Here is a 13,476-nt window from a genome sequence, read left to right as displayed (position 1 = left end):
CATCTACAACTATGATTTATATTTGTTATCAATTTATATATCAGCAACTTACAAGGTTGCTTTTGTTTTCATTGTAAACTATTTGTGAATTTATTCTCAAATAGACCCCGAATATAAAAAATCAACACTTATCAATATAGATAAGTAGAAATAAGTTGCACCTTTGCTACATGTTATCCGAGGGTGCAGAAATCGGAGAGCAAATATAGGGAAAAATATTGGAAGCAAGTTGGGGGGAGTGTCTGCACCGCACGAACCCTGACTTGCTTTATTTATTAACATTATTTATTATGGGTGCAGCTAATAAATTATCCATTTCCGGTTACAATAACCGGTTGACCAGACAGGTTCACAACCTTTCGGACAGGGTCAAGTATCCCCGGGTCCATAGATTCATTTCATCAGTTAATTCCTTTGCAATTCATTCCAACGTTCCGATCTATCAAAATCAACTGATAGACTACAATGGGCAACTCTACAAGATTTCATCAATATCGAGCAGACCTATTGAGCAGGAAAATGAAGGTGCTTATATGACTTCGGATACTGTGTATTATGAATTAAAGACAGTTTGTTTCTTCCGACAACCCTAACGATCACAACCATGGATAAAATCAAGAAACAATTGATAAATCAGGGTCTGGTTTGCCCCTACTGCGACGCAGCGACTGTGTACGTTGATAGCGCTGAGTTTTATAATGGCAAATCTTACGGTATGGTTTACGCCTGCAGACCTTGTAAGGCTTGGGTAGGTGTTCATTCAACGAATCCCAAAGTGGCACTTGGCAGATTAGCCGATTCCGAATTGAGATTGGCCAAGCAGGCGGCTCACTATTATTTTGATATCATCTGGAGAAGAAAACACATGTCAAGAAGCAAGGCTTACGAATGGTTATCTGGAAAGCTTAGGGTCGTAAAAAAGGAATGTCATATAGGTTATTTCGACATTTCTCAATGCAATAAGGTAATTGAACTAAGTCGAAAATTTTTAAGCATTTAAAGGCATGAATAGAGAAATAAAATTCCGAGGAAAAACTACCGAAGGTAAGTGGGTATACGGCGACCTTAAACGTGTAAACGATAATAGACGGGGTGGTAATCGTTACTACATATGGGTAGATACAGATGACGTGGAGGATGAAGGTAGATATGTTCTGGTAGACAGGGAAACACTTGGGCAGTTCATATTGCATGACACCAAACGTAATCGTGAAATGTATGAAGGCGATATTTACTTTCATGAAGAAGAATACGATGAAGGAGACGAAAGAACGTTTTTCATTGCAACATATATAACCGAGAGATGTGCATTTACTATGCTTTCTGCAGGCGAATGGTTGGCTTATACAGGAGGTGGAGGTATTGATGCTATAAAAGATGATTTCGAAGGATTCAGATTTGAAATGCAATCAGAGGACATTACAAAACTACATTTTAAAGGCAACATCCACGACAATCCAGAACTATTGAAAGGAGGTCAAAATGCCTGCTAAATCATTTAGAAAGCAATCGAGAGTTGATTGGGGAAGGAACCTGCCAGATACAGAGAACTTAACTAATGAAGAGTTAAAATTAGGAGCAATTCTCCGAATTGCTGATTCAATGGAAATCATGTGTAAGGACCGACTCAAATTAGAATCGGATTTGAAATATTATAAGGAAGTCTATAGCGAAAGAGGGGATCGCATATCGCAACTTGAGAAACGACTCGCCACCTACAAAGGACACGTTACACGTCTTAAAAACGAGTTATCTAAATTGAAAGGAGGAAGCAATGGATAAGCTAACAAAAATCCTATCATCTATTAATGATTTACTGAACAATCCGAAAAGGGAAAGTTTAGAACTGTCTCTTAATAATGTCCACGGTGACGGAATATTCTCGCTTGTAATCGGGGGAACTGAATTCGGCAGGTTAACTCGTGTCTTCGTAGCAAATAAGAAGCTCAAACCTTACGATGTTCAGTTGCATACTCATCGCTATCCCATCCGATTGACGGTAATTAAGGGAGATATAACTCATCACATGGCACATCCCGGTGGAGAAATAATATTACCTCTACTGAAATACTTCTCTCCCTTAAATGGCGGAACAGGACTTTCGGAATTGGAACCTTTATGTGTCGATGTTAAATCATACAAAATGCCTATTGGATCAATTGTGAGGTTAAGCACTGCTGCCTTTCATACGATGTCATGTTCAAAGGGATCAATTTGGATTGTCGAAGAACTTGGTTTCGAAACTGATCACAGCTTTGTATTGGGAGTCCCGTTCATTACGGATAATCTTTATACCAAACCTGAAATGTTTCAGGTGAATGATCACCTGCAGTTGGTTAAACGGGAAGTAAAACGAATCCTTAACGCTTTTAGAGAGATATAATTATGAGCGACTTAGTTTACAGCGATAACAATGGAGTCATTAATATCGCGCCTCTCCCCAAGAAGACTTACGTTCTCACGACCAGTAAGGTATTTATGAAAGGTCACCAACGTGCCGGTGAGCCAACAGGATTCCGTGACAAGATACTGTCCGGAGAAAAGATACACACGATCCGAGCCGGTGAACATTGGAAAAAGGTGGTAGAAGAGGTTAACAAAGGAATAGCAATACTATCAGTTCGCGAGTGGACTGGAAAGCCATATGCCTCCAAGCAAGATGAATATGCGAGATTCGAAAAATTAGGATGGCAGTCTTTTGAAATTAGCAGCTATGGAACCATATATATTGACGGAGAATATGCCAATCCTTCATATATGGGCTTGATTCCATCAAACGACGGTCTAACCACGCAAGACTTTATAAGCTGGTTCAAAACGGGTACCGTAGAGTTCTCAGGTGGTATTATTCACTTTACTGATTTTAGATACTAATTACAACATCTTAAAAAAATAATCCCATGGAGAACACCAAAATTGAGTGGACACACCACACGGTAAACCTCTGGCATGGTTGCGTTGAGGTTCATGAAGGTTGTGACAACTGTTACGCACGTGTATTAAACAATAGATACCACCACGAAAATCCTCATTGGGGCAATAAGGTGCCCAGACTGATTATCAGGAAGTCTTTTAACGACCTTCTGAAGTTTCAAAGATCGGCTAAGGACAAAGGGGAAACACATAGGGTATTCGTTGGGTCTATGATGGATATATTCGAAAAGCCAATGCCTTTGGTTGACGGATCAGGTAGAGAAATCGAAGGCCAAGACACCGGATATTTAAGGGATTTGCTTTTTCAGCAAATAACTGCAGGCCTCTACCCTAACCTATTATTCCTTTTTCTCACTAAAAGGCCATCTAATATCAATAAATATATTCCCGATTCCTGGAAGTCTAATGCTCCGGCAAATGTGATGTTCGGCACTTCCGTGGTAAATCAGGAAACCTCTAACAAGATGATTCCAGAATTATTAAAGGTAAATGGAAAACGGTTTCTATCCTGTGAACCTTTGCTTGGCGAAGTCAACTTATCAACTTGGCTTGAACAATGTCCTAAAAGCAAGAGAGTTGACGGAAAAGGCCATTCATGGTTATTTGACGGAGACGACCCATATGTAAAATGCTACTACTGTGGCGAATATAGGGATGCTAGAACTGGTCGTACTATAGGCGATTCTTTTTCTTTAGAAAGTCCTATCCATTGGGTAATATGTGGTGGAGAAAGCGGCCATGGCGCCAGACCTATGAACCCTATCTGGGCAACTAATCTCCGAGATCAATGTTTCGCCGCAGGCGTTCCATTCTTCTTTAAGCAATGGGGAGAATGGGTATCCGAACATCATGAGTCGGTATCTCACCGAGATTATCAGGGCGCTTATCAGCACTCAGATGCTTTCGTAACCTATACCGAAGACAAAAGCGATTACTACGGTCAGTACATGATTAAAATCGGAAAAAAGAAAGCCGGTAATCTACTGGGAGGCAAAGAGTACAAAGAGTTTCCAATAATATAATCATCATGAAAAAAACAATCTATTGGGCAGCTTTCTCACCAATCGTCTTGGTAACCATAATGTGGTATCTAAGCACGATGTTGGAATTGATCAGCGCACCAAACGATGTAGGCGTTTTAATAGGTCTTATCATGGCCTGTCTACTCGTTATGGCAATATTATTCATAATAAACAGAATCATTAACACAATTAAAAACAAAACGAAAAAATGAGAGCACCATTTATTTTAGGTTTAATTTTCTTCGCCATTCTGGCGGTAGCATCATGCGCATCATGTACAAGAATTGATGCGGGACACGAAGGCATTTTAGTAAAGCAATATGGATCTTCCAAGGGGGTTCAGGATGTTAGCTTAGTCACTGGCCGTGTTTGGTATAACCCATTCACAGAAGACGTTTATCAGTTTCCAACATTCGTTCAGACAGTTGACTACGAGTTGTTCACTGTCAATGCTAAAGACGGATCGGTGTTTAAAGTAGACCCCACCCTATCGTTTAAAGTCCAAAACGGTAAAAGCCCGGAGATATTTAGAAAGTATCGGAAAGATATAGAGGAGATAACGAAAACTACCCTTTACAATTACATACGCGACGCGTTCCGAATTGAGTTTAATAAATATACCACGGACAGCATCATAAGCAGTCGCGAAGGCTTCGAGAATGCGGTACAGTCAAATATATCCATAGCCCTCGAAAAGGAAGGCTTCACCCTTGAGCAGATGACAAGTGGTATACAGTATCCGGCAAGTATCACTAAAGCGATAGACGCGAAGAACGAAGCGGTCCAAAAGGCGGCACAAGCTACTAATCAATTAAGGGTTGCCGAAGCAAATGCCAAAATCAAAATTGTTGAAGCCGAAGCAGAAGCTCGAGCGAACGAGCTTAGACAACGCACACTTACTCCACTACTCATTCAACAACAGTTTATAGAGAAATGGGACGGAAAGAGTGCCTTGTACAGTAACTCTCCTGCTTTCTTTAAAAGCATCCAGTAGTATTGAACCTTTCGGTGTATAGGTTAACCGAGTTTATAGAATGACAAACCAACAGCAAAAAGCGATCGAAGATAACCTGCTTCATGTTGCCAGGATGGCAAAAGTATCGACAAGCAACTTAGGAATTGACGGGGTTCGCATAGGTATGCTTGAAGTGATCAGAAATCCCGAAAAGTATTGTCTGTCGTTTGACAAGAAGCAGGTTAAATCATCCAAGGAAATAGCAGTAGAACTGTTAGAAGGCATCGATAAGTTCACCGTCATACCCTTATCCGATTGTGAACGGATGAAGTATTACATATCCACTTACTTCAAAGGTGAGTTTTCCACTAGCATAGTTCCCAAGAAGATATCAACTGTTACAGGCATGACAATAGGTGAAATCATCAAAGCTAAAATAGCGGTTATTTATAGGGTAAATTAAAGTAAACATTCAAAATATGTCAATAGAATTCGTCCAAGCATTAGCATTTACTTTATCCTACGCAATGGTAATAATTGCCATGATAGGATATGCGATTCAAGAAAGGAGGAAGAAATGAAAATAATACACCTCAACCTAAAACGTGAGTGCGTACTAGTAGAATTGCCTAGAGAGATTACTCACTTTGAGTATGGGTGTGGTTCCGATGGTATTTACTTACAATGGCATGACGGTCAAATCGATGAGTTCGAAGGATGTATTGGAGAACACGGGCAGATAAAGTTGTCAGAAAATTCACGAGATTCATTTAAAAGACTAGGCAAATTCACTGACCTGAAAAGGATAGATTTTGAGGGATTGGTGCATGAAGAGTATTGGTTCCCTATTAACGGGTTTAAAGACTATAATCCTAAATCAGTAAAAGAAAAATATCTGTACTTAACCCCTAAAGACTCTTTCGTTTCTGCAATAAAGGCCGAGGGGTGGTATACTGAAAATCCGTTACCTGATCCAGAGTTAACCATGATGCAAGGTGATGGTTATGTGTATTACGGTGCTTCACATGAAGACTTTGATCAATACGCAAGAATGGAAGAAAAAGTAATTAACCTTAGCAACTGCTATTTATTTGTGAAGTTATGAAACTAACCAAAGCAGATCAGTTGTTAAAGAGTTTCTTAGACGAGCATATTCCGTTCTATGAACTTCGAAGAGCTGGCTTCTTCCCTAAAGAAATGAAGAAGTCCGATATCCATGGGCAAGCCAAACGAATATGTGAGTTTTTCGGATATAAGACAGTCTATGAATATGGGGCTAAGGTTACATATGCGCATATTTCTTATGCGAGTGGTATTTCTGGATTGGATAGCGATAGGCCGCTTCATATAGATGAGGAGGGAAAACTTAAAGAGGCACCTTTTATTGAACAATTTGGAGGGATTTACGAATGAAACTAACAAAATCCCAACGCGAAGAGATAAGGCTTAAATACGGAGGCAATTGTGCTTATTGCGGTTGCTCTTTGCCTAAAAACTGGCATGCAGATCATATGGAGCCAATAAGGAGAGGTCAAAGGTGGGTAGCAAGTTGTATCGATGATCGGTCTAAGATATATGAGGACTACATGGAACATCCCGAACGTGACTGTATTGAAAACCTGGTTCCCGCCTGTCCATCTTGTAATACGAATAAGCACCAAATGACTGTTGAGCAATTCAGATCTTCTATCGCCCAATATGTCCAAAGCCTCAATCGGTACAGTGTGCAATACAGAATGGCTAGCAAGTTTGGGTTAGTTGAAGAAACAGGCATAGAAGTTAAATTTTATTTTGAAAGCTATGAATAAGGAAGAACTACTACAGAAGATAAAGGATGAGGTGTCTAGAGATCAAGGTTACTTAGGGATTGACCATTTGATAGAATTATCATCCGATAAACACATACTTAAAGCATTTGATGAAGTTGCCAACAGTTACGCCATAGCCATGTGTGAGGAGCAGAAGAGGCAGGATGTTAATTCTTGCAGGGATAGGGGTATATACTTTGACCCCTCTATTATTTTGAAAACCAAAAACGTAGCGGAATGAAGTTATTGAACATACTTAACTGGATAAGCGTAGCCCTGATGTGGTTTTTTCTGCTTATACTCTTGGTTATATCTCTTTTTGGCGGACATGTAACCTTTAGCTCAGGCGGATGGCTGAAAACGGGTGTTTATTTTGAATTAGGGACTAAAAAATGAGGTGGAATGAAATGCAATTGCGTAAACATTGATTTTGGCTCACCGGAAAATTATGCTCAGGCCATAACGGTTCAAATTCCCGATCACATGAGTGATTATAGGGAAGCAAGGTTAGAATCAGGTCTATCCGATACGGTAAGCATTGATCCGTGTATATTCGATGAGATAAAATATCTGTGGGCTAACGGAATAGTCACATACGGTTCATGCTGTGGGCATAATAAAGCAGAACCATTTGTGAATGTGGATGAAAGCTGTATTAATGATATGCTAAGAATGGGATATACACAAAACCATCCCGATCCTAATAGAAAAGATACATTCAGATTGAAATGGATATGAAACAACTAATAGAACACCGACTGGAAGTGGCGGAGTATAACCTTGACGCGGTCAAGAGCCAACCGTTCCCACATTGGGAGACAATACGGACACTTGAAGTCAGAATACAGGAGCTTAAAGACATATTGAAGGAGTTGGAAAGGGTGGAGCCTGTCAACGATCCCATTGATTTGATACCACTCAGCAAAGGTGGAGTGTTAACTGATGAGGCAGCGAAAAGGGTGTGGGAAACAGTGGAGAAGAACAATATGCGTACCATACCGCAACCTATTGAGAAGCTTTTTGAGCTGGATAAAGGTGTGGGAGTGTATGTTAAAAGTAAAGACGGGAGCATACAATATGCTGTCACTACTTTATTCGGCGGATTCTTAATACTAAAAGTAGGTGCAGCAGCCCTAATGCAAGGAGCGATCAAAGGCCAATTCACTCATTTCCTCATAGCGGAGGTGCCTAATTTTTAAATAGATGATACACCCACAAGAACTGCGTTTGGGTAATTTACTTAACGCTACTAAAGTTAGCGACACCATACAAGTAAAAGTAAAAGGTATCGAAAAGAAAACCATAAGGACGGCTATTTTCAATATATCGGTAGAGAATCTGCACGGCATCCCCCTAACAGAAGAATGGCTAATAAAGCTAGGTTTCCATGAAATATTCGGAGTTTATGCTGTATATGGCAGAGAAATAAATCTTAAGCTAAGTGACGGCTACTGGGAAGCTTATTTTAAAGGAAAGTACGTGTCCGTGATTAATCACGTCCACCAGCTGCAGAATCTGTTTTACGCTCTTACGGGACAGGAATTAGTAACAAAGCCCGCCAATGAATGACGGGCCGTAATGTCCCCTGTTTCCATATCATTTGAATTTAACTACTAAATAATCTTAATTGTGATCGACCGATCGAAATACTCAGGATTGAGTGATTTAATGGAAGAAGAATTTGTTCTACTGTTCAATTGCCAAGATATTGATTCTAATACGTTTTCCCTTTTCTCTTTTAATTCCCGTGAAATATCAGGCTTACATGAGTCAGCCAAAAATGGTTTCGCACCGTCAGGAATATCGAACATTCTTGAAAATGGTAATGAGTTGGATAAAATCATTTTATTCCGGTTAATTATTTTTTTTAATTGCTCTGTAGAAATACCTAGTCCTCTATCTGGAGCGAAATATAGCTTAGCCATGACAGCAAATATAGCCAGAAAAAAGATAATTTCAAACATAACTAATTGATTGCCAATATTAAAAAACATTTGCAAATGAAAACATTTACAACACATCTTCAAGCGATCAATCCCGACACGCAGGAGCTTGCAATGTTTGAAGGTCCATACATCCTTGCCAACTCCTGGGAACAAGCTGAGGATTATATCTACTCCAACGGCATGGGATATCTCGTTATCGATGGGGAGTTGTTAGGCGAACGACTGCAAAATAACCTAATTAAAGTTGCGGGAAACATAGCTATGAACTAATTAAATATTTTCAAATAAAGTTTGCGATTCGCAAACTTATTACTATCTTTGTTATGTCATCAGGGGATGACGTTCTTTGACAGATTAACAAAACAAGTTGAAAAAATGGAAACACTAATTGACAGAGTTTGGGAATACTCGAAAAACAACCCGTACGGTTTCACACTCAACATCGAGACAATGAAACCAGTGAAATTTGGAATATGTGTCGCTTACTTGGAAACGCAGGATAGCTTTAACAGAGAAGGATTAGAGAAAGTGATAAAGCATGCCTTAGAGCACGAAAAAATAGTAGGTGGATGGCTTAACGATGAAAACGGCTTCTACTACTTCGATTCGATAAAGCTCTTTAGTAAGATGGACGAAGCGATCAGGTTCGCGAAACAAAACAAACAGCTTGCGATCTTTGATCTGACTAATTTAAGGGAAATAAGGATAGAGGGGGAATAATCCCCCTCCCTTTAAAATATAATGTTATGACTACACTGGAATTAACAAAGGAGCAAGCAAGGTCGATATCTAATTACAAGCGAATGGGTATCGAAATAGAAGTTCTGGACGAAAAAACGGTTAAGATAACCCAGTCCAGACTTCTTAATGGTTTTATCCTGAACCAAAAGCAATTGGTAGAAAGGGCAAAAGAGATTTTTCCTGAACACAATATTGTGCCGGTAGTTCACTCGATTGATGTTGACCTGATCGACCTCGGATGGATTGAAGGTAGGATGAAGGAATTTGGTATCAAGCGGAATGATCTTATTAAGCAGCTCGCGATCGATAAGTCTACTTTAAGCAGCATGTTTAGCGGAGATCGGGGCTTGACAAAGAGTCAAAGAGCCGCTTTCTTCTTCTACTTTTTGACTTATGAATTGAATAGGGATTTTAGGGAAAATTCAATAGCTTAGGGATATGAAAACAACAATCATAAAAAACAAGGAAGACGTCGACAATGCTTTAGATCTTCTCAGGGGTATGTTTTATAACAGCGTTGACCGAGGTAGTCCAGTTGAAGTATCAGAAGACATCATTAGTACCCGAATCCAAAATGAGAACGGTAATATTAGATGTGTTGCAAATAAGAAGATAATCACTTTTGAATATGACAAAAACTACTAGTATGGAATTTACTGACCAACAAATTGACGAATTATTTGATATTCTCAAAGCGAGAGTTAAAGAGGAAAACAAAGGTAAGAAGAGGGTGACAATCAGTAAGGAACCGATAATGGATGATGACTATCACATTGTTTTAGCTGAAAGGTTCACAATAGAGATCGGTGTTGATCATTAATATTTAAATTATGGAAGTAAGAGGACTACAGAGCATATCAATTGTTCCGATCGGTGAATTTGAAATGGCGCAACGTAGATTGAGCTATCACAATTATTTCAAAGTTTTAATGCTTGATGAAGGTTTCGAAACGCTGGAGGAAGCTCTAAAACATTATGAGAATATTGAAGATTACGAAATGTGCTGGAAAATAAAAAGGGAAATAGACTATGAACTGGATAAACGTAAATGATAGACTGCCTACAGAAACAGATTTTGGTTTCTCAGAAATTGTCTTAGTATACAATGAACTAGAGGGCATAGTCCTAGGCCAATATGATTTTGATAATCAGTCATGGGAGTTGGCAAATATTGATGCTCATGAAACAGGAGACGAGGTCACCTACTGGATGCCTTTACCTGATAAACCTACCGTGTAACTCCCGAGAGTAAATAAAAGTTATGATATGGGAATGTTTGATTCAATAATCGCTTACTGTCCAAAATGCGGAAGAAAGCACTACTTTCAGAGTAAGGGCGGAGATTGCATTCTGGCCGAATATTCCCTTGACAATGCCCCTGATGATGTAATGTCGGACGCTAACAGGCATTCTCCTGTACGTTGCGATTGCGGCTCTTTATTGGAAATCGACATACAGAATAGGACCGTCATAATCCTAAATCAGGATAAAGCGTAGTTTTATTTTCCATAAAATATTATACTGAACTTTACTATATTCGCACCATGACTCCTCAACAACTTCGCGAATACTTCGACAGCAACCCTCCCCCATTCGAGATCGACTGGAAACCTTGGGCTAAAATCATTAATAGCAAACGGTTTATCGATAATGCTTTCCTGTGCATTGCTATTTTTAAGGGACCGTATGAGAAATGCCCCGATTACTGGCACCTGCTCGAGCTTTATAATGATATTACTCAGGGTAAAATAAAATAGACTTATCAACCGATAAATAATGCTATCGGTTAAATCCCCTATATCTCCCACCAGCTTTTGTACTCCCACATTCGTTTTCCTTCCTCTCGTGTGTCATCTTTAGGAGACAGCTTTTCAAACTCGGCGAATAGCATGTCTTTAAACTCCTTATCCCACTTTTCGGTCTCTTTGCCATGCCATTCTCCTGGCACGTACATCCCCTTATAAAACACGTGTTCGTCTCCGTTCTTATCGAGGATGAATACTCGCTGCAAGCCCGATTCTGGGTAGTAATACGGTATATCTATCTGCCTACCTTTGAACTGAAAGCGTATTTTCGGGAGGTCAGGATTAATCTGTTTCATTGCCAATTTTTTTAGCAAAACTAAATAACAATTTCATATGTTAGTAAAACAAATTCAAATGATGTGATTGCTATTTTTTGTGAAAAAGTGAGAAAGACATAAAGTTTTTTATATTTGAAACAAAAAAGGTGCAATGAAAAAACTATTACCAATTTTATTGTTTCTTATATTTAATGGCTGCAAAACAGAAAAAAACAATGTTGAGTCAGAAAAATGGTTGTCTAAAACGATTGTTACCTTTGGAGATAGTATAACTTGGTACGATGGCAAAAAGTTCAACGAATCCCACGCTGAGAGTAGTAATGTAGTAAAAGGTTATCAATACTATTTGAGACGTGAGCTGGGTTGCTATGTAGACAATCAAGGTGTAAGCGGCTATGATATGACTCAGATTTACCAGGTCATCAAGAATTACGACGATTTTGATGAAGTCGACGCCATCCTTATAACTAGTGGCGCAAATGATCACAGGAAAGCTGTTCCTGTTGGCGACACAGAATCTATTGCTGCAAAATTTGATACTACAACTTTTACTGGGTCTCTTCAGGCATCTATCGAATTTATCCTTACCAATAATCCCAGCATTAGAATATATCTAATGACTCCCATAATAGGATATTATAATGAAAGTGGAACATCTGATGTTCCGGGGCCTTATAAAGGTGAGAGGATATTATCAGAAGATTACGTAGCTGCAATTAAAAAAGTAGGAAACATATACAATATCCCTGTGTGTGACGTTTATCATACAACTGGAATTAATAAACTAACTAGAACTACCCTAATCGGTGATAAAGTAGATGTCCCATACTACCTCCATCCTACACAAGAAGGGTATCAGAGAATTGCGAATGTTTTGATTCCCTTCTTGAAGAATTTTTAATCAAAGTAAGGTTATATTTCTCTATTTTTTGTTTCGGCGCAGGTACACCAATACAAAAACGAACAAAAACACCACTACTAATACTGAAATTATAACCTTCCAATTTGGTGTTTTTTCAACTGTCTTGTTTTTATCTTCAACAGCAATTTGTTTGTTTTCATTATGAGTTTCCGTAGAGCCTGAATGTTCCTGAATATCGTTGCTCCTTAACTCTTCCTTTCTTGATTCTATAGTCTTTGTGCCCCCTTTTATGGAAGCCATGGCCTTGAGTAGTTGCGTAACCGAATCTAGGTAAACCTTAACGGTAACGCCGGCACTATCGATTATATCAACTCCGTTTTGCAAACCATTCTTATCTGTTTTTACCTGTCCATAAACCTTTTTATCAGGCATGGCCTCTGTTACCGTCGTTGTGGTAGTTGTCTGTATTTTGCTTTTATCAATCTTAGTTCCAGTGCTGTCCTTTCGATCCGATATTTCAACTTTGGTAACTTCGGAATGTTGAGACTTATGCTTAAAGGTAGATTTAAATAATCCACATGAAGATAGAATCAAGCAGAATACCGCTAATATGGTTATGTTTTTCATATATCCTAGATTATCTTGGCGTACTTAATAAAGAGTCAAGTTCTTCAACTTTATTCTTTAGTAGATTTGCTTTGCTTGCCATTTCTTCTAATGGCTGCGATTCCTTCAAGGGGCTTATTGCCGCTTTTCCAATTGGGTTCGTCAACAAGACGATTCCAATGATAGTTGCTATTATTGCTTTCATTTTACATTCATTTTTTGCTGTAACTGTGTCGTAGCTCTATCCAATTTATTAGCTACCGTATCAAGCCTTTGGGTTGTTGGTGTAACCGTTCGCCCTACCTCGGACTTAACTTCACCCTTGATCTCTTTAATCATTTGCTGATACAGTCTGTCCTGCATAGAAGACATCTCTTTGCTCTGGTTTCGATTGTCATTCCATAGTACTGCTATTGTACCAAACTGGATAGCTATAATGGCAGTAACCAACCCTGTTCTGAGCTTTCCGGTAAATCCGAACGTGTTTAATTCTTTATTTTGTCGATCTTCTGCCATAGG

29 protein-coding genes are annotated in these 13,476 nt (G+C 39.1%); 24 read left to right on the top strand and 5 right to left on the bottom strand.

The features are described 5' to 3' along the window. Positions 1 to 604: 604 nt before the first annotated feature. From QT327_RS10760 to QT327_RS10685, 16 genes are all read left to right on the top strand, one after another. Positions 605 to 1,000: a zinc-finger-containing protein gene (locus tag QT327_RS10760; protein ID WP_289552875.1), complete on the top strand. Its 396-nt coding sequence runs from the start codon at positions 605 to 607 to the stop codon at positions 998 to 1,000. A 4-nt stretch (positions 1,001 to 1,004) separates the two neighbouring features. Further along, positions 1,005 to 1,493, top strand: a complete 489-nt coding sequence (locus tag QT327_RS10755) for a YopX family protein (protein WP_289552874.1) — start codon at positions 1,005 to 1,007, stop codon at positions 1,491 to 1,493. Continuing rightward, positions 1,483 to 1,782: a hypothetical protein gene (locus QT327_RS10750; protein ID WP_289552873.1), complete on the top strand. Its 300-nt coding sequence runs from the start codon at positions 1,483 to 1,485 to the stop codon at positions 1,780 to 1,782. Before QT327_RS10755 ends, QT327_RS10750 begins: the two co-directional genes overlap by 11 nt. Next, positions 1,775 to 2,383, top strand: a complete 609-nt coding sequence (locus QT327_RS10745; protein ID WP_289552871.1) for a hypothetical protein — start codon at positions 1,775 to 1,777, stop codon at positions 2,381 to 2,383. Before QT327_RS10750 ends, QT327_RS10745 begins: the two co-directional genes overlap by 8 nt. A gap of 2 nt (positions 2,384 to 2,385) precedes the next feature. Then, positions 2,386 to 2,874: a hypothetical protein gene (locus QT327_RS10740; RefSeq protein ID WP_149105635.1), complete on the top strand. Its 489-nt coding sequence runs from the start codon at positions 2,386 to 2,388 to the stop codon at positions 2,872 to 2,874. Between the two features lie 26 nt (positions 2,875 to 2,900). Next, on the top strand, positions 2,901 to 3,956 hold the full coding sequence (locus tag QT327_RS10735) for a DUF5131 family protein (RefSeq protein ID WP_289552869.1): 1,056 nt from the start codon (positions 2,901 to 2,903) through the stop codon (positions 3,954 to 3,956). A 208-nt stretch (positions 3,957 to 4,164) separates the two neighbouring features. Further along, positions 4,165 to 4,950 (top strand): SPFH domain-containing protein, encoded by a 786-nt coding sequence (locus tag QT327_RS10730; RefSeq protein ID WP_289552868.1) that lies wholly within the window; start codon positions 4,165 to 4,167, stop codon positions 4,948 to 4,950. 40 nt (positions 4,951 to 4,990) lie between these two features. After that, a complete protein-coding gene (locus QT327_RS10725; protein WP_289552866.1) occupies positions 4,991 to 5,374 on the top strand; it encodes a hypothetical protein in 384 nt (127 codons plus the stop codon). A 114-nt stretch (positions 5,375 to 5,488) separates the two neighbouring features. Then, positions 5,489 to 6,016, top strand: a complete 528-nt coding sequence (locus tag QT327_RS10720; RefSeq protein WP_289552865.1) for a hypothetical protein — start codon at positions 5,489 to 5,491, stop codon at positions 6,014 to 6,016. Further along, positions 6,013 to 6,324: a hypothetical protein gene (locus QT327_RS10715; protein WP_289552863.1), complete on the top strand. Its 312-nt coding sequence runs from the start codon at positions 6,013 to 6,015 to the stop codon at positions 6,322 to 6,324. The genes QT327_RS10720 and QT327_RS10715 overlap by 4 nt, the downstream gene beginning before the upstream one ends. Then, positions 6,321 to 6,719 (top strand): HNH endonuclease, encoded by a 399-nt coding sequence (locus QT327_RS10710; RefSeq protein ID WP_289552862.1) that lies wholly within the window; start codon positions 6,321 to 6,323, stop codon positions 6,717 to 6,719. Before QT327_RS10715 ends, QT327_RS10710 begins: the two co-directional genes overlap by 4 nt. After that, positions 6,712 to 6,960: a hypothetical protein gene (locus QT327_RS10705; protein ID WP_289552861.1), complete on the top strand. Its 249-nt coding sequence runs from the start codon at positions 6,712 to 6,714 to the stop codon at positions 6,958 to 6,960. Before QT327_RS10710 ends, QT327_RS10705 begins: the two co-directional genes overlap by 8 nt. Further along, on the top strand, positions 6,957 to 7,115 hold the full coding sequence (locus QT327_RS10700) for a hypothetical protein (protein ID WP_289552860.1): 159 nt from the start codon (positions 6,957 to 6,959) through the stop codon (positions 7,113 to 7,115). Before QT327_RS10705 ends, QT327_RS10700 begins: the two co-directional genes overlap by 4 nt. A 6-nt stretch (positions 7,116 to 7,121) precedes the next feature. Beyond that, the gene (locus QT327_RS10695; RefSeq protein ID WP_289552859.1) at positions 7,122 to 7,457 is read left to right on the top strand and encodes a hypothetical protein; all 336 of its coding nucleotides are present in this window, start codon (positions 7,122 to 7,124) and stop codon (positions 7,455 to 7,457) included. Then, on the top strand, positions 7,454 to 7,918 hold the full coding sequence (locus QT327_RS10690) for a hypothetical protein (protein ID WP_289552858.1): 465 nt from the start codon (positions 7,454 to 7,456) through the stop codon (positions 7,916 to 7,918). The genes QT327_RS10695 and QT327_RS10690 overlap by 4 nt, the downstream gene beginning before the upstream one ends. A 4-nt stretch (positions 7,919 to 7,922) precedes the next feature. Beyond that, positions 7,923 to 8,288: a hypothetical protein gene (locus QT327_RS10685; RefSeq protein WP_289552857.1), complete on the top strand. Its 366-nt coding sequence runs from the start codon at positions 7,923 to 7,925 to the stop codon at positions 8,286 to 8,288. Positions 8,289 to 8,332: 44 nt separating this feature from the next. On the opposite strand, the gene QT327_RS10680 is transcribed toward QT327_RS10685, so the two are convergent. Further along, positions 8,333 to 8,683, bottom strand: a complete 351-nt coding sequence (locus QT327_RS10680) for a hypothetical protein (RefSeq protein ID WP_289552855.1) — start codon at positions 8,681 to 8,683, stop codon at positions 8,333 to 8,335. A 36-nt stretch (positions 8,684 to 8,719) separates the two neighbouring features. Here QT327_RS10680 and QT327_RS10675 point away from each other — a divergent pair, with 36 nt between their 5' ends. The 7 genes from QT327_RS10675 (at position 8,720) to QT327_RS10645 (ending at position 11,163) form a co-directional block, all read left to right on the top strand. Continuing rightward, positions 8,720 to 8,935: a hypothetical protein gene (locus tag QT327_RS10675; RefSeq protein ID WP_289552854.1), complete on the top strand. Its 216-nt coding sequence runs from the start codon at positions 8,720 to 8,722 to the stop codon at positions 8,933 to 8,935. Between the two features lie 105 nt (positions 8,936 to 9,040). Continuing rightward, complete coding sequence (locus QT327_RS10670) at positions 9,041 to 9,385, top strand: hypothetical protein (RefSeq protein WP_149105624.1); 345 nt, start codon at positions 9,041 to 9,043, stop codon at positions 9,383 to 9,385. A gap of 26 nt (positions 9,386 to 9,411) precedes the next feature. Beyond that, complete coding sequence (locus QT327_RS10665; RefSeq protein ID WP_289552853.1) at positions 9,412 to 9,840, top strand: hypothetical protein; 429 nt, start codon at positions 9,412 to 9,414, stop codon at positions 9,838 to 9,840. A gap of 212 nt (positions 9,841 to 10,052) precedes the next feature. Next, a complete protein-coding gene (locus QT327_RS10660; RefSeq protein ID WP_289552852.1) occupies positions 10,053 to 10,226 on the top strand; it encodes a hypothetical protein in 174 nt (57 codons plus the stop codon). A gap of 10 nt (positions 10,227 to 10,236) precedes the next feature. Next, positions 10,237 to 10,458, top strand: a complete 222-nt coding sequence (locus QT327_RS10655) for a hypothetical protein (RefSeq protein WP_289552851.1) — start codon at positions 10,237 to 10,239, stop codon at positions 10,456 to 10,458. Continuing rightward, a complete protein-coding gene (locus tag QT327_RS10650; protein ID WP_289552849.1) occupies positions 10,436 to 10,645 on the top strand; it encodes a DUF551 domain-containing protein in 210 nt (69 codons plus the stop codon). Before QT327_RS10655 ends, QT327_RS10650 begins: the two co-directional genes overlap by 23 nt. Before the next feature lie 305 nt (positions 10,646 to 10,950). After that, entirely contained in the window at positions 10,951 to 11,163 is a 213-nt protein-coding gene (locus QT327_RS10645) for a DUF6965 family protein (RefSeq protein WP_289552848.1), read from the top strand. Between the two features lie 38 nt (positions 11,164 to 11,201). Here the strand turns inward: QT327_RS10645 and QT327_RS10640 are convergent, their stop codons facing one another. After that, the gene (locus QT327_RS10640) at positions 11,202 to 11,507 is read right to left on the bottom strand and encodes a hypothetical protein (RefSeq protein WP_289552847.1); all 306 of its coding nucleotides are present in this window, start codon (positions 11,505 to 11,507) and stop codon (positions 11,202 to 11,204) included. 133 nt (positions 11,508 to 11,640) lie between these two features. On the opposite strand from QT327_RS10640, the gene QT327_RS10635 reads away from it, so the two are divergent. Next, positions 11,641 to 12,390, top strand: coding sequence for an SGNH/GDSL hydrolase family protein (locus QT327_RS10635; RefSeq protein WP_289552846.1), 750 nt, complete (start codon positions 11,641 to 11,643; stop codon positions 12,388 to 12,390). A gap of 21 nt (positions 12,391 to 12,411) precedes the next feature. Here the strand turns inward: QT327_RS10635 and QT327_RS10630 are convergent, their stop codons facing one another. The 3 genes from QT327_RS10630 to QT327_RS10620 are packed head-to-tail and all read right to left on the bottom strand — an operon-like array spanning position 12,412 to position 13,473. Next, the gene (locus QT327_RS10630) at positions 12,412 to 12,978 is read right to left on the bottom strand and encodes a hypothetical protein (protein ID WP_289552845.1); all 567 of its coding nucleotides are present in this window, start codon (positions 12,976 to 12,978) and stop codon (positions 12,412 to 12,414) included. Positions 12,979 to 12,988: 10 nt separating this feature from the next. Then, the gene (locus QT327_RS10625) at positions 12,989 to 13,162 is read right to left on the bottom strand and encodes a hypothetical protein (RefSeq protein ID WP_289552844.1); all 174 of its coding nucleotides are present in this window, start codon (positions 13,160 to 13,162) and stop codon (positions 12,989 to 12,991) included. Further along, positions 13,159 to 13,473, bottom strand: coding sequence for a hypothetical protein (locus QT327_RS10620; RefSeq protein WP_289552843.1), 315 nt, complete (start codon positions 13,471 to 13,473; stop codon positions 13,159 to 13,161). Before QT327_RS10620 ends, QT327_RS10625 begins: the two co-directional genes overlap by 4 nt. Positions 13,474 to 13,476 lie beyond the last annotated feature (3 nt).

The sequence above is a fragment of the Olivibacter sp. 47 genome (genome assembly GCF_030372825.1).
In the GTDB taxonomy this organism is placed as follows: domain Bacteria; phylum Bacteroidota; class Bacteroidia; order Sphingobacteriales; family Sphingobacteriaceae; genus Olivibacter; species Olivibacter oleidegradans.
The sequence above is the reverse complement of the archived record's forward strand: the minus strand, read 5'-3'. Positions and strand labels throughout refer to the sequence as shown.